Source organism: Allofournierella sp. (assembly GCF_017889395.1).
GTDB lineage: Bacteria > Bacillota > Clostridia > Oscillospirales > Ruminococcaceae > Allofournierella.
The window spans coordinates 1-24,938 of record NZ_JAGHKE010000025.1; the positions used below are offsets into that span (position 1 = coordinate 1).

Below are 24,938 nucleotides of genomic sequence, written 5' to 3' on the forward strand. Positions count from 1 at the left end.
CCATTGCCAACAGCCCGTTCAAGGCAATCTCGATCTTGTACCGCAAATCCCACATCTGGCTGAACAACAGCTGTGCACAGTATAATCTGACCGCGGCACAGGCGGTGGTGATCCTGATTGTCTGCGATTTTAAAACACTCACTCAGGACGAGATCACCAAGCGCCTCTCGCTGGACAAAAGCGTGATTGCAAAAACGGTGAACAAGCTGGAGGAGACCGGCTTTCTTGTGCGGGAGCAAAACCCCAAGGATAAGCGCACCTACAACATTCTCCCTACGGAAAAGGCCTGGCAGGTCTATCCCTTCATCCAGCAGCAGATCGATGACGGCCTTGCCCAGATGACTCAGCGCATGAGCGAGGCGGAAAAGCAGGAGTTTATCCGTCTGCTGATGCTGGCCGCCGAAACCACCCTGGCGCAGGAGGAGTAAGACGACTCCTGATTCATATCAAAAAACAACCCAGCCCTGACCGGTGCATGCTGCTCCGGCCGGGGCTGGGTTTGCTTTTTGGCTGTGTATTTCAACGACGGGGTGGCAGTGGCTCATAGAATGATCAAGCATAGCGAAAATGAATGTTAAATCATAATAAATAAGTATTTGCTATGTGGAGATCAAGAGCGTATACTGAAAAAGATAGCGAAAATGAAGTTGGCGATTGAGCAATGGACACGGACGGAGCCTGCCGGGTGCAGGTGCCGTGCCTGCGAACAGGGCAGTGGGAGCTTTTCCGGTCCGGGTCTGCAAAATCGCTCATCCGGATACGGTACATCGGATTCAGGCAAACAAGCTGCTGTAAGGAGAGAAAAGGAATGGAGACAAACGAGATGGAAACCATTTGCGGGCAGTGCTTCGATCAGGAGCGTGCCCTGTATGGAAAACAGGATATTCTGGTAAAGGATTGCGCCTTTGAAGGCCCTGCCGATGGGGAAAGCGCCTTCAAGGAGGGGCGGAACATCCAGGTGGAAAACAGCTTTTTCGACCTGCGGTATCCCTTCTGGCATGATTGGAATTTGAAAATTACCGGCTGTGAGCTCACGGAAAACTGCCGGGCGGCACTGTGGTATTCCAACCGCATTACCATCCGCCGCAGCAAACTGCACGGCATCAAGGCGCTGCGGGAGTGCGGCGATGTGACCATGGAGGATTGTGACGTCATTTCGCCGGAATTCGGCTGGTCGGTGGACGGTATCACCATGAACCGCTGCACTGCGCAAAGTGAGTACTTCATGATGCGCTCCCGTGCACTCCGCTTTACGGATGTGACCTTCCGGGGGAAGTATTCCTTCCAGTACATTGAGGGTGCGGTGTTTGACAACTGCCGTTTTGATACCAAGGATGCGTTTTGGCACGCCAAAAATGTGGTGGTGAAAAACAGCGTGGTCAAGGGCGAGTATCTGGCCTGGTACTGTGAGAACGTTACCTTTGAAAACTGCCATATTATCGGTACGCAGCCACTGTGCTATTGCAAGGGGCTGCGGCTCATCAACTGCCGGATGGATGAAGCAGACCTGGCCTTTGAAAAGAGCCAGGTGGAGGCGGAGCTCACCGCGCCGCTGATCAGCATCAAAAATCCCTATCAGGGCTGTATCCGGGTTCCCCAGGTGGGGGAAGTGATCCGGGACGACCCGGCCGCCAGGGCGGAGATCTGCATCCAGAGCCCGGCTGCGGAATTGGAATAAAAGACAACGCAAAGCAGTCTGCTGAAAACGGCGGGCTGCTTTGTTTTGTCCCACCCGGGGCAGAGGAATTGACAGGAGGAAAGCCCGATTGATATAATAAAAAAGATTGTATACGATAATTGTGTACAATAGGAAAATCGGGTAAACAGCCCGACTAACCAAACAGCGAAAGGAGCTTAGCGATGCTGAAAGTATGGATCGCCGGTGCGGAAGGCCAGATCGGCACGGCGATAAACGAAATCCTGGACCCCTTGGAAATGGAGACCTTCAACACCGACCGGGCTGAACTGGATATTACCAATACCGACGAGGTGCTCAGCTTCGGCGAGATCAACCGGCCGGATGTGATCATCAACTGCGCGGCCATTACCGACATTGCCCTGTGTGAGCAGAACCCGGAGCTGGCCTACCGGGTCAACGCCCTGGGTGCGCGCAACCTGAGCCTGGTGGCCCGCAAGGTGGGGGCGAAGATGGTGCAGCTTTCCACCGATGATGTATTTGACGGCCATGCCGAAAAGCCCTACAGCGAATTTGATGACACCAATCCTCAGACGGTGTATGGCGCATCCAAGCGGGCGGGCGAGAACTACGTGAAGGAGTTCACCCACAAGCACTTTATCATCCGCAGCAGCTGGGTATATGGCAAGGGCAACAACTTTGTGAATGGTGTGCTGGCGGCGGCTCAAAAGGGCCAGAGCCTGTACGTTCCGCAGGACCAGTACGGTAGCCCCACCAGTGCCAAGGATCTGGCCCGACTGATCCTGCATTTGATCCACACCAATGAGTACGGCACCTACCATGCCACCTGCAAAGGCGTATGCAGCCGTTACGAGTTTGCCCAGGAGATTCTGCGGCAGGCGGGGCTGCAGGGCCAGCTGTGCCCCGGTGCCACCGGCGAGGCCGAGCACTATCTGACCCGCCCGGCCTACGCGGTGCTGGATAACTTCATTCTGCGAATCATTGACCTGTACTCGATGCCGGTATGGCAGGCATCGCTGGCGGAATATCTGGAAGAAAAGGAGGGCTGAGATGGAGCGCAGCGTAAAGAAAACCAAAAAGATGGGTCTGACCACCCGAATTTTCATTGCACTTCTGGCGGGTGTTGTTTTCGGTGTGGCCCTGTGCTACCTGGTTCCGGATGGCTCCTTCAAGAATGACATTCTGGTGGAGGGTGTGCTCTATGTGGTGGGCCAGGGCTTCATCCGTTTGATGAAGATGCTGGTTGTACCGCTGGTGTTCTGTTCCATCGTGTGCGGCAGCATGTCCATTGGCGACACCAAGAAGCTGGGCACCGTGGGTGTGCGCAGCCTGATTTTCTATCTGTGCACCACTGCCTGTGCGGTGACAGTGGCTCTGCTGGTGGGTAACCTGCTCAACCCCGGCGTGGGACTAGACCTGAGCGTGCTGCAGAGCACCACCACCCAGGTGGAAAGCATGCAGGCCACCTCCCTCACTGAGACCCTGCTCAACATCATCCCGGACAACCCCATTGGCGCGCTGGCTAAGGGCGAGATGCTGCAGATCATTCTGTTCGCATTGATCGTGGGCGTTATTCTGGCTAAGCTGGGGGAGCGGGCCGAGACCGTGGGCAGCTTCTTCAGCCAGTTCAACGATGTAATGATGGAGATGACCATGATGGTCATGTCGCTGGCTCCGGTGGGTGTATTCTGCCTGATTTCCCGCACCTTTGCCACCATCGGCTTCAGCGCTTTTCTGCCGCTGGCGAAATACATGGTGGCGGTGTTCCTGGCGCTGGGCATTCAGTGCTTTGTGGTCTACCTGAGTATGCTGAAGCTGTTCACCGGCCTGAATCCCATCAAGTTTATCAAGAACTTCTTCCCGGTCATGGCCTTTGCCTTCTCCACAGCCACCTCCAACGCCACCATCCCCCTGTCCATCGATACGCTGGCCAAGAAGATGGGGGTGTCCAAGCGGATCTCCTCCTTCACCATCCCGCTGGGCGCCACCATTAACATGGACGGTACCTCCATCATGCAGGGTGTGGCCGTTGTGTTTGCCGCTCAGGCCTTTGGCATCCATCTGGATATGATGGACTACATCACCGTCATCGGTACCGCCACCCTGGCTTCGGTGGGCACGGCGGGTGTTCCCAGCGTTGGCCTGGTCACCCTGACCATGGTGTTCAACTCGGTGGGTCTGCCGGTGGAGGCCATCGGTCTGATCATGGGCATCGACCGTATTCTGGATATGACCCGCACCGCGGTGAACATCACCGGCGACGCAGTCTGCACCACCATTGTGGCCCATCAGAACAAGGCGCTGGACAAATCTGTGTTTGAGCGCTCGTAAACGATAAAGATAAGGCAACACCACACAATGCACGCCCCGCGGCTCAGGCGGCGTATCACGCCAAAATTTCCGGCGCGCTCCACCACCTGGAATTGTGCGGTGCTGCCATAAAAGGGGTGGCAGATGCCGCCGGAAGGGAAATGGCATATGATTCAGGCAATTTTTTGCGATTTTTACGGCACACTGGTGCCGGAATACGGCCCCGCCTCCTACGAGGTGATCCGGCGTGTCTGTGAAAGCGGCAGCGAGAAAAACCCGAAGACGGTAGTCGCCGCCTGGTGGAAACGTTACGGCGAAAAGCAGCAGGCTGCCTGGGGGGATGCCTTCCGTACCCAGTACGAACTGGCGCTGGAAAGCTATCAGGAGCTGCTGGAAGAGTACCATTCCAGCGAGGATGCGAAAGCCCTCTGCGACAAAATGGCCGAGCACTGGGCTGCGCCGGGCCTGTGCGAGGGTGCTGCAGAATTCCTGACCGGGTGCGGTCTGCCGGTCTGGCTGGTCACCAACAGTGATACCGGCTTTGTGGAGCAGGCGGTGCGCCAGTGCGGAATCGCCCCGGCGGGCATCGTCACCAGTGAAAAGGCCCGCTGCCCCAAGCCTCATCCGGGCATCTATGAGCTGGCATTGGAGCTGGCAGGCCTTGCGCCGGATCAGGTGGTGCACATCGGTGACTCGCTGCAGGGCGACGCCCTGGGCCCGGCCAAGCTGGGCATCCGTACCATCTGGCTGAATACCGAGGGCCGACCGGTTCCGGAGGGCGTTACCGCGGCTGCAAGTCTTGCCGATGCACTGGAGATCCTGCGCGGCTGGCAGCAGGCAGAACAGCAGTAAAAAAGAATGCCGCCGGGCGGTTTCCACAACAGGAATCCGCCCGGCGGCATTTGTTTTGCTTTGTGTCAGGACCGGGGCGCAGAGGCCGGGGCCTTTTCGATGTAAACGCTGGTGGAGGGGAAGGCGAAGCTGCAGCCGTTTTTATAAACCAGATCCATCAGTTCCAGATTGATGGATTCCTGAATTTTCAAAAATTCAGCCAGCGCACCGGTGGTTGCATAGAACTGAATGAGAATATCGATGCTGGAAGCGCCGAAGCCGGTCATCTGTACCCGGATGGTGTCCGGATGAACATCCTCCCGGGCGGCCAGCATGGCGCGGATGTCCGCCAGCAGGCTTTCCAGCTGGCTGCGGGTGGTATCGTAGGTCACGCCCAGGGTGAATTTCGCCAGCCGTCGGTTGATCTGGCTGTAGTTGATCATGGCGTTGCTGACCAGAATGCTGTTGGGGATGACCAGCACCGAGTCATTCAGCTGGCGGATGCGGGTGGAGCGGAAGGCGATATCCTCAACCTCGCCCTCGCCATCCTTACACCAGATCCAGTCACCGATGGCAAAGGGCTTTTCAAAGATGACCACCAGACCGCCGAAAAAGTTGGTGGCATAATCCTTGGCTGCCAGCGAAAGGGTCAGGCCGACGATGCCCAGGCTGGTGATCAGGCTGCCCACCGGGAACCCCAGCTCCTGTAGCAGCATCAGAATGGCAAACACCAGAATGGTGCCCTTGAGAATCTTGTTCAGAAAGTTGGCAACGGTGTTGTCCACTTCCAGGTCCAGTTTACCCCGCACATCGTGGAAGAGCACCGGACCCAGGTCGCTGCTGCCGATCAGACCCCAGGCCAGCAGACAGATCATGGTCACGCGCAACAGTTTGCTCATCAGGTTTCCAAAGGGAAGAGCCAGATCTGCAGGTAAGGGAAGCAGAATGCAGGCCAGAAAGATGCCGGTGGTCCACACTGCAACCGGGGCCGGGCGGGAGAAGCCTTTGGCCAGCACATAAGGGCCCTTCTTCTCCTTTTTGTTTAGAAGATTCATCAGCCAGGGCATGACCTTGTAGCGAACCAGCCGACTGATCAGATAGGAGACGGCGAATACGATCAGACTGATGGCCAGCCGAAAGAGCGCCCCTTCGGTGTTCAGAATGTATCCTGTGATTTTTTCAATCATAGTAGTGATCCGTCCTGTTGAATTTTTTATTCCGTGCAAATTGTTGAACACGGGTATATCCATAGTATACCATACACCCCGCTTTCAAAAAAGTTATATGCGCCTTTTGCAAAACAAAATTCACAAAACTCTTGCATTTTCTGGCAAGCGCGCATATAATGAAAGTCAAGAAAGCAGTTTCAGGGCGGGGTGAAATTCCCCACCGGCGGTACAGCCCGCGACCACCCGGTGTTTCCGGGTGCTGATCTGGTGAAATTCCAGAGCCGACGGTATAGTCCGGATGAAAGAAACGGCAGCGTTAGGTTTGTTGTTCGCCCTTTTGCAGGTGTACCCGTCTGCAAAAGGGCGTTTTGTTTTACCTGCCGGGCAACACACTGGGGCCGACTTTCCAAAATTTATTGGGCATAATGCCCGGGAGGAAAATACTTATGACAAACGCAAAAACCGCTGAACCCACCACCATGGCCCGCTCTACCCGTCGGGTGCGCAACATGACCGTTACCGCCATGCTGTCTGCCGTGGCTGCCGTGCTCATGTTCTTCGATTTCAGCCTGCCCATGTTCATTCCCAGCTTTGTGAAGATGGATATCTCCGAGCTGCCCGCTTTGCTGGCTGCCTTCAGCATGGGCCCTGTGTCCGGTGTGGTGGTCTGCCTGGTGAAGAACATTCTGGCGGCCATCTTCCATGGCTCCACCGGCGGCATCGGCGAGGTGTGCAACTTCCTGTTGGGTGCAGCCTTTGTGGGCAGCGCCGGTGTGATCTACAAGTATAAGAAGACCCGCATGGGTGCTGTCATCGCCGCTCTGGTTGGCTCGGTGGTTATGGCTGTGATCTCGGTGCCGGTGAACTATTTCCTGAGCTACCCGGTCTACAGCGCCATGTTCGGCGGCATCGACCTGATCATCGATGCCTACCGTGCTCTGCGTCCCAGCGTGAACGGCCTGCTGGAATGCCTGCTGATCTTCAACATGCCCTTCACTCTGGTCAAGGGCCTGATCGTTTCGCTGATCACCTTCCTGATCTACAAGCCCCTCAGCCCGGTGCTGCATGGCCGCAACCGGTAAAAAAGTGCTTGACAGACCTTTTGGGTTGTGTTACACTGTATTTCGAAAATTGAATAGCAACTTATCAAGAGTGACGGAGGGAACAGGCCCTGTGAAGTCCGGCAACCTGCATGATGCAAGGTGCCAAATCCTGCGGGAAACCGAAAGATAAGCGTAACAGCGCTCAAAGGCTTTCGGGCCTTTGGGCGCTTTTTGTTGCAGTTTCCGGCAAGTTGCTTTTCAGCCAAACGCTGCGCTCTGAGCGCATACAAATCAAGGAGGGCAACACCATGCCGAAATGCTTTTTTACTTCTGAATCCGTAACCGAAGGCCATCCCGACAAAATCTGCGACCAGATCAGCGACGCTGTGCTGGACGCCATCCTGGAAAAGGACCCCGACGCCCGCGTGGCCTGCGAGACCACCTGCTCCACCGGCCTGGTTCATGTGATGGGCGAGATCACCACCAGCTGCTATGTGGACATCCAGTCCATTGCCCGCAATGTGATCCGTGACATCGGCTACACCCGTGCCAAGTACGGCTTCGACGCCGACACCTGCGCTGTGCTGACCAACATCGATGAGCAGAGCCCGGACATTGCGCTGGGCACCAACGACCAGGTGGGTGGTGCCGGTGACCAGGGCATGATGTTCGGTTATGCCTGCACCGAAACCCCCGAGCTGATGCCTCTGCCCATCAGCATGGCCCACAAGCTGGCCAAGCGGCTGACCGAGGTGCGCAAGAACGGCCAGATGGCTTATCTGCGCCCGGATGGCAAGAGCCAGGTGACCGTGGAATACGACGATGGCAAGCCTGTGCGTGTGGACGCGGTGGTTATTTCCAGCCAGCACAGCCCGGATGTGGAGATGGAGCAGCTGCGCCGCGATGTGATGGAGCAGGTGATCCGCCCGGTGATTCCCGCCGAGCTGCTGGATGAAAACACCAAGTATTACATCAACCCCACCGGCCGCTTTGTGGTGGGCGGTCCTCAGGGTGACTCCGGTCTGACCGGCCGCAAGATCATCGTGGATACCTACGGCGGCTATGCCCGTCACGGCGGCGGCGCCTTCAGCGGCAAGGACCCCAGCAAGGTGGACCGCAGTGCCGCTTATGCTGCCCGCTGGGTGGCCAAGAACATCGTGGCTGCCGGTCTGGCGGAAAAGTGCGAGGTCCAGCTGGCCTACGCCATCGGTGTGGCCGAGCCGGTAAGCATTCTGGTGGATACCTTCGGCACCAGCAAGTACAACAGCGAGGAGCTGGAGGCCGCGGTGCGCAAGGTGTTTGACCTGCGTCCCGCCGCCATCATCAGCGCGCTGGAGCTGCGCAAGCCCGGCTACCGTGCCGTGGCCGCCTACGGTCATATGGGCCGTGAGGACCTGGGTGTGGCCTGGGAGCGCACCGACCGTGTGGACGCCCTGAAAGCCGCTCTGGCCTGATTGAATCCAACATAGAAGACAAGCAGAACACCCGCCTGCCGGAGACTTCCGGCGGGCGGGTGTTTTTTCAAAGGATCTTTGCTGTGCAGGCTTCGGCCGCCTGCTCCACCGTCCAGGCCAGCCGGGCCAGCAGCTCGGACTGGGGGCCGCCGGGCAGGCAAACAAAGTGAAAGGGCCGTTCCAGCTGCAGGTCCTCCAGTTCCATCACCTGCAGCTGATTCTGTGTCAGCAGGCTTCGGGCAGCGGCTTCATAGGCGAAGGTGATGCCCTTGCCCGCGGCAACCAGCCCCAGCAGGGTGGGAATGTGTTCGATTTCGCACAGGCTCACGTAGTCGGTCACGGCCAGATTGTGGGCCCGGCATTCCCCTTCGAAGATGTCCCGGGTGCCGCTGCCGCTTTCCCGCAGAATCAGCGGAGCCTGCAGGGTATCCCGCAGGCATCGAAAAGCCCGATAGGGGCTGTTCGGACTGCACAGCCCCACAAAGCGGCTGACAAAGAAGGGGTGGTAATCGTAGCGCCGGTGGTCGAAATTGCCTTCAATGAGGGCAAAATCCAGCAGTCCGTTTTCCAGCTGCTCCAGCAGAACGTGGGTGTTTTGCTCCACCATGTGAAACTGGATCTCGGGAAAATGATCCACCAGCTGGGGCAGCACCGTGGGCATCAGACCGTCCGCAATGGAAAGAGTGGCTCCAAAGCGCAGAGTGAGCGCATCGCCTTGGCGCATTTCCCGGGCAATCTGCTCATCCAGCGTGGCCAGACGACGGCAGAGTTGGGCCAGTCGCTGCCCCTGCGGGGTGAGCGCCAGCCGCCGCCCTTCCTTTATAAACAGCTTTACCCCATAGGCTGATTCCAGCGCCTTGATGTGTTGGCTCACGGCCGGCTGGGTCAGGTGGAGCAGCTCGGCGCAGCGGGTGGTGCTTTGACATTGCACCAGCAGTAAAAAGGTATGAAGCTTCGGGTCCAGCATGTGATCACACTTTCTATAAATATAACTTATAAATTGGCGATAAATACTAATTTGATTTTATATGAAATCGGCCGTATAATCAAGTGCGGGCAGAGAAATGTTGCCAGTCAATGCAGCATTTTCCCGCACCGGGCGGCGCAGAACAGCAGCCGCCTTCCGGAACATGCAACTACGAAAGGAATGCGGCTTTACTATGAAACAGTTCGTCACCAAACACACTCCCGGCTTTCTGGTTTGCCTGGTGCTGGCACTGATCGCCCAGGGAATTGCAAAGTTTTTCCCCAGCATCGGCGCGGCACTGTTCGCCATCGGTCTGGGCATTTTGTGTGGAAATACCTTTTTGAACAAGTCCTGCTTTGATGCGGGCACCAAGTTCTCCGAGCGGAATCTGCTGGAATACTCCATCGTTCTCACCGGCGCAAGCCTGCTGCTCAGCGACATTCTGGCCCTGGGCCTGCGGGGCCTGGGCTTCATCGCCTGCCAGATGGCTCTCACCGTGATGGTGGCTTACCTAATCGGCCGTAAGATGGGCTTCGGCAAAAAGTTCAGTCTGCTGATGGGTGCAGGCAACGCGGTGTGTGGCTCCTCCGCCATTGCCACTGTGTCGCCGGTGGTCAAGGCCGACAGTAAGGACAAGGGCATCTCCATCACCATCGTGAACGTGACCGGCACCATTTTGATGGTGGTGCTGCCCATCCTCACCGGCGTGGTTTACCAGCATGAGGTTATGCACACCTCCGCCATGATCGGCGGCACCCTGCAGTCCATCGGTCAGGTGATTGCCTCCGCTCAGCTGGTGGGCGGCGAGGTGGTGGAGACCGCCACCATCTTCAAAATCATCCGCATCGTGTTTATCGTGCTGGTAGCGCTGGTCTACTCCCGCATGAATGTGGAAAAGGACGATACCCCGCTGTTCTCCAAATCCCAGGCAGGGGAGCACGGTGCGGTGAAGGCGGGTGTGCCCTGGTTCATCATCGGCTTCTTTATCATGGCCATCCTGCACAGCGTGGGCGTGATTCCTCCGGTGGTCAGTCATGCGGCCAAGCTGGTGAGCCAGCAGTTCGAGATCATCGCCCTGGCTGCCATCGGCATGCGGGTGAAGTTCCGCGACCTGGCCGCCGAGGGTCCCCGTGCCATGCTCTACGGCGTGGGCGTGGGTGCCTGCCAGATCGTATTTGCTCTGGTGCTGATTCGTGTGTTCATCGGCTGATTACCCTGTTTGTAAAACAGAAAAACAAGAGAAAAACCGTCCTCCGGAAGGCCTGTTCAGGTGCCGGAGGGCGGTTTTTTGCAGCAAAGCGGACGGCGAGGGCTCAGCGCTCCTGAATCTCCTTGCCGCTCAGATGCTCGATCTCAATCACAAACATCCGGACGGCCGCGCCGGAGGACGCGATTTCCATATCGGCGGTGGCTTCGTCCGGATAATATTTCATGGCCAGCTTTTTTACCAGACGCAGAGTTTCCTCCCGGTCCTCCACCATGCGGCACTGGCCGAACACCACCGTACTCTGCACAAAGGGAGCCCAGGACTCGGCTTTTACTGTTTCGCTGCCCACCACGGTGAAGCAGACTTTGCTGCAGGCCCACAGGGCGTCCGCCTTGTGCCCCGCGGCCGCCCCGTGGAACACAATGCGCCGGGTTTCCTCCTCATACAGATAATTCACGGGCACTGCATAGGGGTAGCCGCCGTCCCCCTGAACAGCCAGCATGCCGTATCGGGCACGGTGCAGCAGCTTTTTGGCTGCCTGCAGGTCGATTTCCTTGCTTTTCCTTCGCATCGGTCGGAACATTCTGTATCCCTCCTGAAGTTGTTTTTTCGGTTTTCTGCCATTGTACCACAAAGCAGCAGCCGGAGTAAAAGGGCTTGCCCAAGGCAGCTGACAGCGTTGAAAAACGCCGGTCACTGTGCTATGATAAAATGTATTGCGGCAGTTTGGCACTCCGCCCGCCCGACAGGGCCGGGTAAGTGTGCGGCTGCCGAAAAAATTCGGATGCTTTTCAGAGCGCTTCCGTGCCGGGCAAACGCCCGCGATACGGCAGGCGGGGAGGGTACTATGCAGAACGATCGCACTTATCTGTTCGAGCAGGCTCCGGTGTCGAAGGCGGTTCTTTCCATGGCCATGCCCACCATTGCCAGTTCGCTGGTGATGGTGCTGTACAATCTGGCGGATACCTATTTTGTGGGTATGCTGAACAATCCGGTACAGAATGCGGCAGTCACCCTGGCTGCACCGGTGCTGCTGGCCTTTAATGCGGTCAACAATCTGTTCGGTGTGGGCTCCTCCAGCATGATGAGCCGGGCGCTGGGCAGGGGAGATAAACAGACCGCTCGTCAGAGTGCATCCTTCGGTTTCTGGTGCTCTCTTGTCTGTGGGGCATTAATCTCCCTGTTTTTCCTGCTCTTTTCTGTTCCGGCTCTGCGGGCGCTGGGTGCCAGCGATGAAAATATGGCCGCCACGCAGGCTTACCTGTTCTGGACTACCTGCTGCGGCGCGGTGCCGGCTATTCTGAATGTGGTAATGGCATATATGGTGCGCAGTGAGGGAGCGGCACTGCATGCCAGTATCGGAACCATGAGCGGCTGCTTTTTGAACATGCTGCTGGACCCCTTCTTTATTCTTCCCTGGGGTCTGGATATGGGTGCGGCGCGGGCCTTGCCACGTTCCTGTCCAACTGTGTGGCCTGCGGTTACTTCCTGGTGCTGATGGTGGTTCGGCGCGAAAGCAGCTGTATCAGCCTGCGGCCCTGCAAGCCGGACCGGCAGGTGGTGCTGGGCGTATGCGGTGTGGGCATTCCCGCCGCAATCCAGAACCTCTTGAATGTGACCGGAATGACGGTGCTGAACAACTTCACCTCCGCCTACGGGTCCAATGCGGTGGCTGCCATGGGCATTGCCCAGAAGATCAACCAGGTGCCGTTCTATGTGTCGTCTGGCCTTTCGCAGGGGCTGATGCCGCTGGTCAGCTATAACTACGCCTCCGGGAACTATCGCCGCATGAAGCGCTGCTTCTTCTTTGCAGCGCGGTTGGCGCTTTCCTTCCTGGTGGTGCTCAGTGTGGTGTACTGGTTCAACAGCGATCTGCTGATTGCCCTGTTTATGGAAAACCCCGAGACGGTGGCCTATGGCTCCCGCTTTTTGCATGGTATGTGCCTGGCACTGCCCTTCCTGTGCATGGATTTTCTGGCAGTGGGCGTGTTCCAGGCCTGCGGCATGGGCCGGCAGGCGCTGCTGTTTGCGGTGCTGCGCAAGATCGTGATGGAGATCCCCGCGCTGGTGATTCTGAATCTGATCTGGCCCCTCTATGGTCTGGCTTATGCCCAGACCGTGGCCGAGGTCATCTTGAGCATTGCGGCAGTGTTGGTGCTGCGCAGTATTTTTGAGCATCTGGGTGACCCGCCGGAAAAGACGGCTCAGCGAAAAACAAACCAGTAAAAAACGCGAAAGGCGGGCAAAGGAGGGCAGAGAAAATGGATCAAGAACAGCAGCTGCTGCGGATGGAAGGCACCATCGAGCATCTGATTTACGAAAATAAGGATACCGGCTATGTGGTGTTCGAGGTGAACGCCGGGGGCGAGCTGCATGTGGTCACCGGTGTGCTGGGGGAGGTGAACGTGGGCGAAAGCGTCGCCCTCTACGGCCATTTTGAAAGCCACCCCACCCATGGCCCCCAGTTCAAGGCCACCTCCTGCGAGGCCTCCATGCCCCAGGACGAAGCCGCCACCCTGGCTTATCTTTCCAGTGGAGCGCTGCCCTACATCGGGCCCGCCACTGCGAAAAAGCTGGTGGAAACTTTTGGCGCAGACAGCCTGGAGGTGATCGCCAATCAGCCGGAGAAGCTCACCATCCTGCGGGGCATCACATCGGATAAGGCAATGGCCATCAGCAATGAATTCCGCCGCATGTTCGGCGTGCGGGAGGCGGTGGCCTACCTGGGCCGGTTCGGCATCAGCCCGGTGCGGGCGGTGGAGGTCTACCGCCATCTGGGCCCCAATACGGTGGAGGCCATCCGGCAGAATCCGTATCTGTTGTGCGGCGAACCGCTGCGGCTCAAATTTGCCCAGGTGGATGCCATCGCCGCCGAGATGGAGCTGGCGCAGGACGGCAGTCTGCGCCTTTGGGCGGGCATTCTGTATGTGCTGCGCCACAACGGGGGCAACGGCCATACCTGTCTGCCCCGGCCCCAGCTGCTGACCACAACAGCCAAGTTTTTGAAGATCGGCGAGGATGCCATCGACCGGGAGCTGGACGCCGCCATCGCAGAAGGCGAGGTGGCCCGATACATCTGCGAGGGAAGGGAATACCTGTACCTGCCGGACCTGTTGCGGGCCGAGCAGGATATTGCCGCCCGTTTGTGGGAGCTGACCCGGTATCCGGCCACCCAGCCCCGGGATCTGGAGGCGAACATCCGGGCGCTGGAGCGTGCTCAGGGCTTTGCCTATGCCCCGGAGCAGCGCAAGGCCATCGAGACCGCCCTGTGCAGCAATGTGATGGTGCTCACCGGCGGTCCCGGTACCGGCAAGACCACCACCGTGAATGCCATTCTGGCCCTGTTCCAGAATCAGGCGGACCGGGTGGCTCTGTGTGCCCCCACCGGCCGCGCGGCCAAGCGGCTGAGCGAACTCACCGGCCAGAAGGCCCAGACCATCCATCGGCTGCTGGAGGTGGACTACGACCCGCAGATCCATCTGCTGCGCTTTATCCACAATGAGAAAAATCTGCTCAAGTGTGATGTGGTCGTGCTGGACGAGATGAGTATGGTGGATGCCAAACTCTTCCAGAGCCTTTTGGCGGCGCTGAAGCACGGCTGCCGGATCATCATGGTGGGTGACGCGGACCAGCTGCCCAGCGTGGGCCCGGGCAACATCCTCAGCGAGGTGATTCGCAGCGGGGTGGTGCCCACCGTCTGCCTGACCCGCATCTTCCGCCAGCAGCATCAGAGCATGATCGTGGAAAACGCCCATCGCATCGTGCATGGGCTGGTGCCCCAGCGGGGCGACCGGAACAGCGATTTCTTCTTTTTGCAGGCCAGCGGACTGGCCTGCCAGCAGCTGGTGTGTGACCTGGTGGCCACCCGGCTGCCCAAAAGCTACGGCCTGGATCCCATCCGGGATATTCAGGTCCTGTGTCCCACCAAGATCGGCCCGGTGGGCACCGCCGCGCTGAACCAGCGGCTGCAGGCCATGCTCAATCCGCCCGCGCCGGACAAGCCCCAGCTGGAAATGGCAGGGCAGGTCTTCCGCCTGGGTGACAAGGTAATGCAGGTGCGCAACAACTACCTGATTCCCTATGAGCGGGACGGCGGCGAAGCGGGCGTGGGTGCATTCAACGGCGACCTGGGCGTGATCCTGGGTGTGGACCCGGGCGAGCGGGCGCTGCTGGTGCAGATGGACGACCGCAAGCTGGTGTATACCGCCGAGAACATCCCCGAGCTGGAGATTGCCTACGCGGTTACGGTGCACAAAAGTCAGGGCAGCGAGTTCGCGGCGGTGGTCATTCCGGTGAGCGATCTGCCGGAGAAGCTGTGCTACCGGAATCTTCTGTATACCGGCGTGACCCGTGCCAAGCGGTTGTGTATCCTGGCCGGTCGGCCGGACACCGTGGCCCGCATGACCGAAAACATCCGCCAGAACCTGCGCTACAGCTGCCTGGCGGACCTGCTGCGAAACGGGGCCAAGCTATGAAAAGAGCAAGGCTGTGGCTGTGGGGCGAGCAGGTGCGGGTGCTGCTGTTTCCACGGCGCTGCCCTTTCTGCGGGCGGGTGCTGGGTTTTCTCACCCGCTGCCCGGACTGTGAGCCGGAGCTGAAAACGCTGAAGCTGATGATCCCGCGCCTGCCGGACAGTGAGCACTGCATGGAGCATCTGAGCGGCGCGGCGGCGGTTTACCGCTACGACGGTTGTGTGCGCGATGCCATTCTTCGGATGAAAAACGGCGGCCAGGGCTACTGCGCAAAGGAGCTGGGCATCTGGATGGCAGCGGTGATTTTCGGATGTACTTTCCGGCAGCAGCGTGGTATAATACGATTGGAAGAAGAGCAGGTGCTGCGCCGGTTTGATCTGGTGGTTCCGGTGCCTGCGGGCGACCGCGGCAGGGGCTACAATCTGCCGGAGCTTCTGGCCCGGCAGTTGGCCTGGGCGCTGGATGCTCCGCTGGAGCCGTATGCTCTGAAGAAGACCCGCCGCACCGAAAAACAGGAGGGCAAAACCTCCCGCCAGCGAATGGAGAACGTGAAGAACGCCTATCAGGCAACAGGCCCGGCCTGTGTGGAGGGCAAACGGGTGCTTCTGGTGGACGATGTGATCACCACCGGGGCGACCTTGTCCAACTGCGCCAAGGCACTGCGCGCAGCCGGTGCGCTGGATGTCTTTGCGGTTACTCTGGCAGAAACACAATCCGCGCGGTGAACCCGCGCATGCAGATAGAGAGGGAATGAAGTTATGGCACAGTATGATATTGGCATCGACCTTGGCACCACCACCATCATCATCGCGGTGGAGGGCAAGGGCGTTATTTTGAATCAGCCCAGCGTGGTTGCGGTGGATAACCGCAAGGATCAGGTGCTGGCGGTAGGCGACGAGGCACTGGCCATGGTGGGCCGTACCCCCAACTACATCTCCGCCATCCGTCCGCTGAAGGACGGCGTGATCTCCAACCACATGCTCACCCGTGAGCTGATCTGCCGTTTTGTAAATAAGGTTTACGATTCCCGCCTGATCAAGCCCCGGGTGGCTGTCTGCGTTCCCGCCGCCATCACCGGCATTGAGAGTGATGCTGTGGTGGAGGCTGTGGTGGCCGCGGGTGCCCGTCAGGTCTTCCTGATCGACGAGCCCATGGCAGCAGCTATTGGTTCCGGCATCGACATTCGCGAGCCGGCCGGCCACATGGTGGTGGACATCGGCGGAGGTACCACCGACATTGCGGTCATCAGCCTGGGCGGTAAGGTTCGTGCCACCAGCGTGAATGTGGCGGGCAACACCTTTGATGACGAGATCATGAAGCTGGTGCGTTCCAAGTTCAGTGTGGCCATCGGTCTGCGCACTGCTGAGGAGCTGAAAAAACAGGTGGCCTGCTGCAAACCCAGCGCCTTTACCTCCAGTATGGAGGTAAAGGGACGCAGTCTGCTCACCGGCCTGCCCCAGAAGTTTACCGTGAAGACCGAGGATCTGTACGAGGCGGTGATGCCTCTGGTGGAGCAGATCACGGTGGCGGCTCATCAGGTGCTGGAAAAAACGCCCCCCGAGCTGGCGGGCGATATCTTCACCGACGGCATTATGCTCACCGGCGGCGGCTCCATGCTCAAGGGCCTGGACGAGTACATGAGCCAGGAGCTGAAGGTAAAGGTTCGTGTTTCGCAGGACCCGGTCAACTGCGTGGCACTGGGCACTGCCCATTGCCTGGCCATCGGCGAAGATCTGGAGACCGGATTCCAGGACGCTACCCCCCGGCTGGGCCGGCGCTGATTCTCGATATTCTTGCGGCAGCCTTCCTGTCCCCTCCATGTGGGGCAGGGGGCTGCCGTTTTGCGTGAACCGGCTTGTTGCCTTGGCCACAGACAGTGCGTTCTCAGGCTGCTATGCTGGTTGTCTGTGACTAGATCGACGATTTCCGCCAAACCCGTCTTTCTCTGGCGAAGGCTTTGTGCTATAATGTTAACCAATAGTGCATATCTGCGCGGCTGGCCGAGGATGTTCCGGTCCGGCCGGGACAAGGAGTTTCCATGAACGTGACCAATAAGTTTTTGAAATACCGCGACGCTTTTATTGAAAAGCAGTTTGGCCGGCTGAACCCGGTGCAGAAAAAGGCCGTGTTTTCCATCGAGGGTCCGCTGCTGATCCTGGCGGGCGCGGGCAGCGGCAAGACCACCGTGCTGGTCAACCGCATCGCCAACATCATCCGCTTCGGCAAGGCCCACGGCTCCGACTGGCTGCCCGGGCCGGTGGGCGAAGCCGAGCTGGCGGCTCTAAAGGCCGCGGTGGAAACCGGCGCGCCCCTTGCCCCCGGGCTGGAGCGACTGCTGCGGTATGAGAACGCCCGCCCCTGGAACGTGCTGGCCATCACCTTCACCAACAAGGCGGCAGGGGAGCTGAAGGCCCGTCTGGCCGCCATGCTGGGCGAGGAGATGGGCGCGGATGTAAACGCCTCCACCTTCCACTCTGCCTGTGTGCGGATGCTGCGGCGGGACGCCGACCGGCTGGGCTTCCCCAAGAGTTTTACCATCTACGACACCAGCGACCAGGAACGGGCCATGAAGGAGGTCTACAAGGAGCTGCTGGTGGACGACAAGTTCCTGCCCATCAAATCCGCTATGGGTCAGATCGGCCGCATGAAGGACCAGCTCATTAGCCCGGACGAGGCCATGGAGGCCCCGCAGGACACCAAGGCCGGCCTTCTGGCCAAGGTCTACCGCAATTATTCTGCCCGGCTGAAAAAGGCCGGTGCCATGGATTTCGACGATCTGATCTACTATACCGTGCTTTTGCTGCGGGAAAATCCCGATGTGCTGGAGTATTATCAGCAGAAGTATCGTTATGTATTGGTAGACGAGTATCAGGATACCAGTGTGGCCCAGTTCCATCTGGTGCGTCTGCTGGCGGGCGGCTACAAGAATGTCTGCGTGGTGGGCGACGATGACCAGAGCATCTACCGGTTCCGCGGCGCAACCATCGAGAACATTCTGAACTTCGAGCAGCATTTCCCCGGCGCACAGGTCATCCGGCTGGAGCAGAACTACCGCTCCACCTCCAACATCCTGGATGCCGCCAACTGCGTCATTAAAAACAACCAGGGCCGCAAGGGCAAGACCCTGTGGACCGAGAACGGCGCGGGCGACCGGGTGCACCATTACCTGGCCGAAAGCGAGCAGGACGAGGCGTCTCACATCGCCACCGTGATCGGTCAGCACCTGAAGGAGGGGGCCCGCCTGCGGGATCACGCGGTGCTCTACCGTATGAATGCCCAGTCCGGCCCGGTGGAAACCTACTTCGCCCGGGCAGGCATTCCCTATAAGATCGTGGGCGGCCAGCGGTTCTACGACCGTAAGGAAGTAAAGGACATCATTTCCTACATGTCCATCGTGGCGAACCCCAACGACGACCTGCGCTTAAAGCGCATCATCAACGAGCCCGCCCGCAAGATTGGCGCCACCACCGTGGATAAAATGAGCGAGATCGCCGCCGGTCTGGGCGTGAACCTGCTGAGCGTGTGCGAAAACGCCAAGGACTACCCGGCCATCAGCCGGGCGGCCAGCGCGCTGAACGGTTTTTACGGTATCTACCTGAAGCTGGTCCAGGCCAGCGAGACCCTGCCGCTGGATGAGTTTGTGAGCCGCCTGCTGGAGATCACCGGCTATAAAAAGATGCTGGAAGCTCAGGGCGACGAGGGCGCATCCCGGCTGGAAAACCTTGGTCAGCTGATTTCCAGCGTGAAAACCTATGCAGACCAGAAGGGCGAGGAAGCCACGCTGGCAGGCTTTCTGGAAGAAGTGGCCCTGATTTCGGATCTGGACAGCTACGACGAGGAAAATGATGTGGTGGTCATGATGACCATGCATTCCGCCAAGGGCCTGGAATACGACTATGTGTTTATCGTGGGCATGGAGGAGGGTATCTTCCCCAGCGATATGTGCCGCTTCTCGGACGAGGAGCTGGAGGAGGAGCGCCGCCTGTGCTACGTGGGCATCACACGTGCCAAGAAGGAGCTGTATCTCTCCTCCAGTCAGAGCCGGATGATCTTCGGGCGCACCCAGCGCAATCCGCCCTCCCGCTTTCTGGACGAGATCGATTCCGATCTGCTCGACATGGAGGAGAGCCCGGCGGTGTCCGGCGGGCGTTCCTGGGGCGGCGGCTTCGGCAGCTTCGGCGGCTTTGGCGGTGCGTCTCGCGAGAGCAGCCACGGCTTCGGTTCCGGCGCGGGCTTCGGCGGCGGTGCAGCGGCTGCTCCCAGGCGGGAGTGGGGCAGCTCCGGCGGCTTCGGCGGTCGGACTGCATCGGCATCTGCTGGCGGCGGCAGCCGGTTCGGCTCCGCGCCCTCCGGCCGGTTTGGCACTTCCACCGTGGGCGCGGCAGCTCCCGCGCGCCCGGCGGCTTCGGCAGCGGCCGGGTCCAAGAGCTTCAAGCCCGGTGACGTGGTGGAGCATAAGGTGTTCGGCCGGGGCGTGGTGCTCAAGGCGACCCCCGCGGCGGGCGACACCATCGTGGAGATCCGGTTTGAAAAAGCCGGCGTGAAAAAGACCATGGCAAACTACGCCCCCCTGACCCTGATTAAATAACCTTTGGAGGCAACCCAATGTTGAAAGTATCTCTGATCGCTTATACCCCGGAACCGGAAAAGGTGGTGGCCGCAGCGGCAAAGCTGTGCTATTCCAATGCGCACATCGACGATCTGCTGTCCGGCCTGACCCCGGAGAAGAGCCGGGAATTTGTGGAGCGGCTGGCCAAGCTGGGGCACGAAAGCCCCACCGAGCACGTGAGCTTTACCTTTGGCATTGAGGGGGTGTCCCGCAGCCTGCTGGCGCAGATCACCCGTCACCGCATTGCCAGCTACAGCGTGCAGAGCCAGCGCTATGTGCGGCTGGATCAGTTTGACTATGTGACCCCGCCCGAGATTGAGGCGGACCCGGCGGCCCTGGAGGAGTTTCAGGCAGCCATGGCCCAGGAGAATGAGAACTACAAGCGCATTGCGGCCCTTTTGAAGGACGGCCACATCCGCCGTCTGATGGCCCAGGGCATGAGCGAGACCGAGGCAGTCAAAAAGGCTGAGAAGATGGCCATCGAGGATGCCCGTTTCGTGCTGCCCAACGCCTGCGACACCAAGATGGTGGTGACCATGAATGCCCGCAGCCTGCAGAACTTCTTCCGGCACCGGTGCTGCAACCGGGCCCAGTGGGAGATCCGGGCTCTGGCGGACGAGATGCTGCGTCTGGTGTACCCCATCGCTCCGTCCCTGTTCAAGATGGCCGGACCCGGCTGCGTGAAGGGAGCCTGCCCGGAGGGGGCCATGAGCTGCGGCGAAACCCTGGCCATGCGGGAGAAATACGCCGCGCTGAAAGAGGAGGCGCTGAAACCGTGAACGGCAAGCTGATCGTGATCGAAGGGCTGGACGGCAGCGGCAAGGCTACCCAGGCCCGGGCACTGGCCGAGGCCCTGCAGGCCCAGGGCTGGGACGTGATGCAGATCACCTTCCCGGACTATGCCAGCGATTCCTCCGCCCTGGTCAAGATGTACCTGGGCGGGCAGTTCGGCAGCCATCCGGACGATGTGAACGCCTACGCCGCCTCCGCCTTCTACTCGGTGGACCGGTTCGCCAGTTACAAGATGAAGTGGGGCGAATTTTACCGCAAGGGCGGCATTGTCATTGCCGACCGTTACACCACCAGCAACGCGGTGCACCAGTGCTCCAAGCTGCCGCAGGATCAGTGGGATGCGTTTCTGGATTGGCTGTTCGATTTTGAGTATAATAAAATCGGAATTCCTGCCCCGGACAGCGTGATCTATCTGGAGGTGGACCCGGCGGTGAGCCAGGCGCTGATGACCGGCCGCTACCAGGGCGACGAAGCGAAGAAAGACATACACGAAAAGGATACCGAATATCTGGCACGCAGCCAGCAGGCGGCCCGGCATTGCGCCGCCGCGCTGGGCTGGGTGACCGTCGCCTGCTGCCATGCGGGCGAAATGCGCACCATCCAGCAGATTCATGAGGATGTGCTGCGTGCGACCAAGGAGATTTTATGCTGACATTCAAACCTATCGAACCGCAGGATGCCCAGTGGGTGACCCCGCTGCTGCATGCCAGCGGTTACATGACCAGTACCTACGCCTTTGTGACCCTGTATCTGTGGAGCAAGGCGTACGACACCCAGGTGGCCCGTTTCGGCGATCATGTGATCGCCCGCAGCCACCGGGGCGGTATTTTCCATTATCTGTACCCCTCCGGCCACGGCGACGAAAAGGCCACCGTGGATGCCATCATCGAGGATGCCAAGGCCCAGAGCGAGCCCGCCTGGCTTTACGGCGTTTCGGTGGAGGCCAAGCAGCGGCTGGAGCAGTGGTACCCGGGCCTGTTCACCATCGAGGCGGTGCGGGATGACTATGAGTACATCTACGACCGGGCCGAGCTGGCCGAGCTGCCGGGCAAGAAATTCCAGAAAAAGCGCAACCATGTGTCCCGTTTTATCCGGGAAAATCCGGACTGGGAGTTCCACCCCATCACCGAGAAATCGCTGCCTCTGGTGCGGCAGTTCAACCGGGAATGGGCCGCTTTGGCCGACAACAAGGATGACCCGGGCATCCAGATGGAGCACGAGGCCATCGAAATGGTATTTGATCACTACACCGAGCTGCCCATTGAGGGCGGCTATGTCACCGCTGGCGGCCGGGTTGTGGCCTATTCCTTCGGCAGCGCCATCAACGACCGCATCTTCGACACCAACGTGGAGAAGGCGCTGTATGAGGTGAACGGTGCTTACAATATCATCAACCGGGAAATGGCCCGTCAGGTCTGCGCCCGCTATGAGATGATCAACCGGGAGGACGATGTGGGCTCCGAGGGACTGCGCAAGGCCAAGCTGTCCTACAATCCCATCATCATCGAGCCCAAGTACCGGGCGGTACTGAACAAATAACCTTTGCCGCGCAAGGCGGTCAGGGGGGAGGGAAGAGAAGCCATGTTTCGTGTGGCAACAAAAAGCGATGCGGCCCAGCTGACCGGGCTGTTTTCGGCGGTGTTCGGTGACCCGGAGCCGGTAGCTGGCAATATCTTTGAAAAATTTGCCGGGTACGAGAATACCTTCCTGGCAGAGGAGGAGGGCAGGGTCATCGCCAGTCTGTGTGCGGTGCCGGTCACACTGCAGGGGCGCAAGGGTGCTTACTACTACGGCGTGTGTACCCAGCCGGACCAGCGGGGCAAGGGGCTGATGACTGGCCTGATGGACTACACCCGCGCTCAGCTGCTGCTGCGCGGCTGGAGCTTTGCGGTGCTGATCCCCGCCAGCGCCAGCCTGTTTGACTTCTATGTCCAGCGGGGCTTTCAGAAGGCCTTTGGGCTGCGGGAATTCACCCGGCCCATCCGCCGCAATCTGTGGGCTCAGGCGGATTTTGACTCGGTGACTGCCAAGGGGCTGGAGGCGCTGCGCCGCCGTTTTGCACCGGACAGCGTGTTCTTGAACAACGCGGGCTACATTCTGGTGCTCACCGATCTGTATACCCTGGGGGCTACCATCGTTTCCAATGAGGACGGCTACGGCATCTACTTCAAAAAGGATGACGATACCCTGGATTTTGTGGAACTGTTCGCCGAGGGCGACCGGGCTGCGGAAAAGCTGATGGAGGCCGCGCGGGACAAAACCGGTGCCGGTCAGGCCCACATCACTCTGGGGGCTCAGCAGAATCTGTTTTTGGGTGAGGGCGCGCCCCGGGATTACGGCATGATCCAGTTCTTTGATCAGCCCTTCGATGTGCAGGAAGGCTACATGCGCCTGATGCTGGATCTGGAGTGAATCATGGAGCGGCGCACCCCGTGCCGCCCAAGGAATAAGAAAGTGCAGGAAAGTTACTATGGCTAAATACCGTCGTGAAACCTACCAAAACCCGGACCAGCCGGCAAAGCGCGGTCACAAGGGCTGCTTTGTGGTGATTGTGCTGGTCATTGTGCTGCTGGCGGCTGCCGCCTTCGGAGCCTTCAGTGTGATGCAGGATGTGAACGGCCGCGACAAGCTGGGCGATGAGGTTCTGGTCACCGTGCAGCAGGGCGAAAACAGTGCGTCCATCGCCCGCAGCCTGAAGGATGCGGGGGTCATCAAATATCCCAACATCTTCCGCTACTACCTTAAGTACACCGGCAAGAGCGCCAATCTGCAGTATGGCGATTTTACCCTGGTTCAGGGCCAGAGCTACGATTCCATCATCGAGACCATGAGTCAGTATGTGAAACGGGAGACCGTGAGCGTCACCTTCCCCGAGGGCATCACCGCCCAGCGGTTTGCCCAGCTGATGGAGGAGGCCGGCCTGTGCACCGCCGAGGAATTCCTGGATGTGGCCAACAACGGCGATTTCAGCCAGTACGAATTCTGGAATGAGATCCCGGAGGACCCCAACCGCTTCATGAAGTGCGAGGGCTATCTGTTCCCGGATACCTACGAGTTCTTTGTGGATGACACCGTCTACAACTATGTGGATAAGCTCTACGCCGAGTTTGACGCTAAGGTTACCCCGGAGATGCGCCAGCGGGCCAGCGATCTGGGCATGACCCTGGAGGAGGCCATCACTCTGGCCAGCTTCGTGCAGGAGGAGGCCGGCAACGCAGAGGATGCGCGTGTATCGGCGGTGTTCCACAACCGTCTGGCGGCGGATTCCCCCTATCCCCGGCTGGAAAGCAACGCCAGCAGCTATGTGCAGAATCCGGAGGACAACAACTACATCTACAACTGGATCGCTCCCTACTACGGCGGCTGGGACAATATCCCCGCAAACATCTACAATGCCTACAATACCTACGAACTGAACGGCCTGCCCGCAGGCCCCATCTCCAACCCGGGCATTGATGCCATCCAGGCGGCCCTCTACCCGGACCAGGAGTATCTGGACGGCAAGTACTATTTCTTCGTGACCGACAAGAACGGCGTATACTACTACGCCAAGACCAAGGCCGAACACGATGCCAATGTGTCCAAAGCCTTCAGCGTAAAATAACAGGAAAACAAAACCGGCGGGCGCACGGGAGCGAAAAACTCCCTGTGCGCCCGCCCGGCTGTGAGAAAGGAAAACGATTATGCTTCCCATTCCGGAATTACTGGCCCCCGCGGGAGATCTGGAGCGGCTGCAATATGCCATTCGCTACGGCGCAGACGCGGTATATTGCGGCCTGACCGAGTTCGGCATGCGTGCCGCACCCGGTAACTTCACCCCCGAGCAGCTGGCCGAGGGCGCAGCCTTCGCCCATGCCCGGGGCAAAAAGATCTATCTGACCATGAACACCCTGCCCACCAACGAGGAGCTGGAGCGTATTCCCCAGGCCATTCAGGATGCGGTGGCCGCCGGTGTGGACGCCTTCATCGTGGCCGATCTGGGCGTGCTGGCCATGGTCAAGCGGTATGCCCCCAATACCGAGATTCATCTTTCCACCCAGGCGGGCATCACCAACTGGGCCGCTGCCAAGGCCGCCTATGATCTGGGCGCCAAGCGGGTGGTGCTGGCCCGGGAGCTGGATCTGCGGGCCATTGCCGAGATCCGTGCCCACGTGCCCGACGATCTGGAGCTGGAGGCCTTTGTGCACGGTGCCATGTGTATGAGCGTGTCCGGCCGGTGCCTGCTCAGCCAGTACATGACCGGGCGGGACGCCAACCGGGGCCAGTGCGCCCAGCCCTGCCGCTGGAAGTACCATCTGGTGGAGGAATCCCGCCCCGGCCAGTTCATGGAGATCGGCGAGACCGAAGAGGGCAGCTACATCCTGAACGCCAACGACATGTGCACCGCCCCCTTTATCGACCTGATCTGCCAGGCCGGTGTGGACAGC

General features: G+C 59.4%; 23 protein-coding genes and 2 riboswitches. Of the genes, 20 read left to right on the forward strand and 3 right to left on the reverse strand.

The window, feature by feature from the left end; translation table 11 throughout:
• Positions 1-2 precede the first annotated feature (2 nt).
• From J7G73_RS04525 to J7G73_RS04545, 5 genes are all read left to right on the forward strand, one after another.
• The gene (locus J7G73_RS04525; protein WP_291245404.1) at positions 3-428 is read left to right on the forward strand and encodes a MarR family transcriptional regulator; all 426 of its coding nucleotides are present in this window, start codon (positions 3-5) and stop codon (positions 426-428) included.
• Positions 429-808: 380 nt separating this feature from the next.
• Entirely contained in the window at positions 809-1,678 is an 870-nt protein-coding gene (locus J7G73_RS04530; RefSeq protein ID WP_367113945.1) for a DUF3737 family protein, read from the forward strand.
• 182 nt (positions 1,679-1,860) lie between these two features.
• Positions 1,861-2,706 carry a dTDP-4-dehydrorhamnose reductase gene (rfbD, locus tag J7G73_RS04535; RefSeq protein WP_291245405.1) on the forward strand — a complete coding sequence of 282 codons (846 nt, stop codon included), beginning with the start codon at positions 1,861-1,863 and terminating at the stop codon, positions 2,704-2,706.
• Position 2,707: 1 nt separating this feature from the next.
• Entirely contained in the window at positions 2,708-3,988 is a 1,281-nt protein-coding gene (locus tag J7G73_RS04540) for a dicarboxylate/amino acid:cation symporter (RefSeq protein WP_087293900.1), read from the forward strand.
• 147 nt (positions 3,989-4,135) lie between these two features.
• Entirely contained in the window at positions 4,136-4,819 is a 684-nt protein-coding gene (locus tag J7G73_RS04545; protein WP_158097519.1) for an HAD family hydrolase, read from the forward strand.
• A 65-nt stretch (positions 4,820-4,884) separates the two neighbouring features.
• On the opposite strand, the gene J7G73_RS04550 is transcribed toward J7G73_RS04545, so the two are convergent.
• Positions 4,885-5,985, reverse strand: a complete 1,101-nt coding sequence (locus tag J7G73_RS04550) for a mechanosensitive ion channel family protein (protein ID WP_291245406.1) — start codon at positions 5,983-5,985, stop codon at positions 4,885-4,887.
• A 171-nt stretch (positions 5,986-6,156) separates the two neighbouring features.
• Positions 6,157-6,281: riboswitch (FMN riboswitch) on the forward strand.
• Between the two features lie 132 nt (positions 6,282-6,413).
• Here J7G73_RS04550 and J7G73_RS04555 point away from each other — a divergent pair.
• Both J7G73_RS04555 and metK read left to right on the forward strand, forming a co-directional pair.
• The gene (locus J7G73_RS04555; protein ID WP_247643400.1) at positions 6,414-7,049 is read left to right on the forward strand and encodes an ECF transporter S component; all 636 of its coding nucleotides are present in this window, start codon (positions 6,414-6,416) and stop codon (positions 7,047-7,049) included.
• A 58-nt stretch (positions 7,050-7,107) separates the two neighbouring features.
• Positions 7,108-7,203, forward strand: a riboswitch (SAM riboswitch).
• Between the two features lie 115 nt (positions 7,204-7,318).
• Complete coding sequence (gene metK / locus J7G73_RS04560; RefSeq protein WP_291245407.1) at positions 7,319-8,464, forward strand: methionine adenosyltransferase; 1,146 nt, start codon at positions 7,319-7,321, stop codon at positions 8,462-8,464.
• A 67-nt stretch (positions 8,465-8,531) separates the two neighbouring features.
• Here metK and J7G73_RS04565 read toward each other — a convergent pair whose 3' ends face one another.
• On the reverse strand, positions 8,532-9,431 hold the full coding sequence (locus J7G73_RS04565; RefSeq protein ID WP_291245408.1) for a LysR family transcriptional regulator: 900 nt from the start codon (positions 9,429-9,431) through the stop codon (positions 8,532-8,534).
• 193 nt (positions 9,432-9,624) lie between these two features.
• Here J7G73_RS04565 and J7G73_RS04570 point away from each other — a divergent pair, with 193 nt between their 5' ends.
• Entirely contained in the window at positions 9,625-10,641 is a 1,017-nt protein-coding gene (locus tag J7G73_RS04570; RefSeq protein ID WP_291245409.1) for a putative sulfate exporter family transporter, read from the forward strand.
• Positions 10,642-10,744: 103 nt separating this feature from the next.
• Here the strand turns inward: J7G73_RS04570 and J7G73_RS04575 are convergent, their stop codons facing one another.
• Positions 10,745-11,221 (reverse strand): pyridoxamine 5'-phosphate oxidase family protein, encoded by a 477-nt coding sequence (locus J7G73_RS04575; RefSeq protein ID WP_291245410.1) that lies wholly within the window; start codon positions 11,219-11,221, stop codon positions 10,745-10,747.
• A gap of 264 nt (positions 11,222-11,485) precedes the next feature.
• Here J7G73_RS04575 and J7G73_RS13670 point away from each other — a divergent pair, with 264 nt between their 5' ends.
• The 12 genes from J7G73_RS13670 to J7G73_RS04630 all read left to right on the forward strand — a co-directional run.
• A complete protein-coding gene (locus tag J7G73_RS13670) occupies positions 11,486-12,136 on the forward strand; it encodes an MATE family efflux transporter (protein WP_367113946.1) in 651 nt (216 codons plus the stop codon).
• Complete coding sequence (locus J7G73_RS13675; protein WP_367113947.1) at positions 12,136-12,864, forward strand: MATE family efflux transporter; 729 nt, start codon at positions 12,136-12,138, stop codon at positions 12,862-12,864. Before J7G73_RS13670 ends, J7G73_RS13675 begins: the two co-directional genes overlap by 1 nt.
• A 35-nt stretch (positions 12,865-12,899) precedes the next feature.
• Positions 12,900-15,113, forward strand: a complete 2,214-nt coding sequence (locus J7G73_RS04585) for an ATP-dependent RecD-like DNA helicase (protein ID WP_291245411.1) — start codon at positions 12,900-12,902, stop codon at positions 15,111-15,113.
• Complete coding sequence (locus tag J7G73_RS04590) at positions 15,110-15,835, forward strand: ComF family protein (RefSeq protein ID WP_291245412.1); 726 nt, start codon at positions 15,110-15,112, stop codon at positions 15,833-15,835. Before J7G73_RS04585 ends, J7G73_RS04590 begins: the two co-directional genes overlap by 4 nt.
• A 33-nt stretch (positions 15,836-15,868) precedes the next feature.
• Positions 15,869-16,891 (forward strand): rod shape-determining protein, encoded by a 1,023-nt coding sequence (locus J7G73_RS04595; protein ID WP_291245413.1) that lies wholly within the window; start codon positions 15,869-15,871, stop codon positions 16,889-16,891.
• A gap of 257 nt (positions 16,892-17,148) precedes the next feature.
• The gene (locus J7G73_RS04600; RefSeq protein WP_291245414.1) at positions 17,149-19,698 is read left to right on the forward strand and encodes an ATP-dependent helicase; all 2,550 of its coding nucleotides are present in this window, start codon (positions 17,149-17,151) and stop codon (positions 19,696-19,698) included.
• Positions 19,699-19,715: 17 nt separating this feature from the next.
• On the forward strand, positions 19,716-20,498 hold the full coding sequence (thyX, locus tag J7G73_RS04605) for an FAD-dependent thymidylate synthase (protein ID WP_087293876.1): 783 nt from the start codon (positions 19,716-19,718) through the stop codon (positions 20,496-20,498).
• Positions 20,495-21,163: a deoxynucleoside kinase gene (locus J7G73_RS04610; RefSeq protein WP_291245415.1), complete on the forward strand. Its 669-nt coding sequence runs from the start codon at positions 20,495-20,497 to the stop codon at positions 21,161-21,163. The genes thyX and J7G73_RS04610 overlap by 4 nt, the downstream gene beginning before the upstream one ends.
• Positions 21,157-22,050: a phosphatidylglycerol lysyltransferase domain-containing protein gene (locus J7G73_RS04615; protein ID WP_291245416.1), complete on the forward strand. Its 894-nt coding sequence runs from the start codon at positions 21,157-21,159 to the stop codon at positions 22,048-22,050. Before J7G73_RS04610 ends, J7G73_RS04615 begins: the two co-directional genes overlap by 7 nt.
• Before the next feature lie 42 nt (positions 22,051-22,092).
• Positions 22,093-22,923, forward strand: a complete 831-nt coding sequence (locus J7G73_RS04620) for a GNAT family N-acetyltransferase (RefSeq protein WP_291245417.1) — start codon at positions 22,093-22,095, stop codon at positions 22,921-22,923.
• Between the two features lie 58 nt (positions 22,924-22,981).
• On the forward strand, positions 22,982-24,115 hold the full coding sequence (mltG, locus tag J7G73_RS04625; RefSeq protein WP_291245418.1) for an endolytic transglycosylase MltG: 1,134 nt from the start codon (positions 22,982-22,984) through the stop codon (positions 24,113-24,115).
• Between the two features lie 79 nt (positions 24,116-24,194).
• Positions 24,195-24,938: peptidase U32 family protein (locus J7G73_RS04630; RefSeq protein ID WP_291245419.1), on the forward strand; the 744-nt coding region annotated here is incomplete at its 3' end.

Excerpts from the sequence above, each read along its gene's own strand:
- J7G73_RS04530 (WP_367113945.1), top strand. The coding sequence starts at position 809 with ATGGAGACAAACGAGATGGAAACCATTTGCGGGCAGTGCTTCGATCAG.
- rfbD (WP_291245405.1), top strand. The coding sequence starts at position 1,861 with ATGCTGAAAGTATGGATCGCCGGTGCGGAAGGCCAGATCGGCACGGCG.
- J7G73_RS04540 (WP_087293900.1), top strand. The coding sequence starts at position 2,708 with ATGGAGCGCAGCGTAAAGAAAACCAAAAAGATGGGTCTGACCACCCGA.
- J7G73_RS04545 (WP_158097519.1), top strand. The coding sequence starts at position 4,136 with ATGATTCAGGCAATTTTTTGCGATTTTTACGGCACACTGGTGCCGGAA.
- J7G73_RS04550 (WP_291245406.1), bottom strand. The coding sequence starts at position 5,985 with ATGATTGAAAAAATCACAGGATACATTCTGAACACCGAAGGGGCGCTC.
- J7G73_RS04555 (WP_247643400.1), top strand. The coding sequence starts at position 6,414 with ATGACAAACGCAAAAACCGCTGAACCCACCACCATGGCCCGCTCTACC.
- metK (WP_291245407.1), top strand. The coding sequence starts at position 7,319 with ATGCCGAAATGCTTTTTTACTTCTGAATCCGTAACCGAAGGCCATCCC.
- J7G73_RS04565 (WP_291245408.1), bottom strand. The coding sequence starts at position 9,431 with ATGCTGGACCCGAAGCTTCATACCTTTTTACTGCTGGTGCAATGTCAA.
- J7G73_RS04570 (WP_291245409.1), top strand. The coding sequence starts at position 9,625 with ATGAAACAGTTCGTCACCAAACACACTCCCGGCTTTCTGGTTTGCCTG.
- J7G73_RS04575 (WP_291245410.1), bottom strand. The coding sequence starts at position 11,221 with ATGTTCCGACCGATGCGAAGGAAAAGCAAGGAAATCGACCTGCAGGCA.
- J7G73_RS13670 (WP_367113946.1), top strand. The coding sequence starts at position 11,486 with ATGCAGAACGATCGCACTTATCTGTTCGAGCAGGCTCCGGTGTCGAAG.
- J7G73_RS13675 (WP_367113947.1), top strand. The coding sequence starts at position 12,136 with ATGGTGGTTCGGCGCGAAAGCAGCTGTATCAGCCTGCGGCCCTGCAAG.
- J7G73_RS04585 (WP_291245411.1), top strand. The coding sequence starts at position 12,900 with ATGGATCAAGAACAGCAGCTGCTGCGGATGGAAGGCACCATCGAGCAT.
- J7G73_RS04590 (WP_291245412.1), top strand. The coding sequence starts at position 15,110 with ATGAAAAGAGCAAGGCTGTGGCTGTGGGGCGAGCAGGTGCGGGTGCTG.
- J7G73_RS04595 (WP_291245413.1), top strand. The coding sequence starts at position 15,869 with ATGGCACAGTATGATATTGGCATCGACCTTGGCACCACCACCATCATC.
- J7G73_RS04600 (WP_291245414.1), top strand. The coding sequence starts at position 17,149 with ATGAACGTGACCAATAAGTTTTTGAAATACCGCGACGCTTTTATTGAA.
- thyX (WP_087293876.1), top strand. The coding sequence starts at position 19,716 with ATGTTGAAAGTATCTCTGATCGCTTATACCCCGGAACCGGAAAAGGTG.
- J7G73_RS04615 (WP_291245416.1), top strand. The coding sequence starts at position 21,157 with ATGCTGACATTCAAACCTATCGAACCGCAGGATGCCCAGTGGGTGACC.
- J7G73_RS04620 (WP_291245417.1), top strand. The coding sequence starts at position 22,093 with ATGTTTCGTGTGGCAACAAAAAGCGATGCGGCCCAGCTGACCGGGCTG.
- mltG (WP_291245418.1), top strand. The coding sequence starts at position 22,982 with ATGGCTAAATACCGTCGTGAAACCTACCAAAACCCGGACCAGCCGGCA.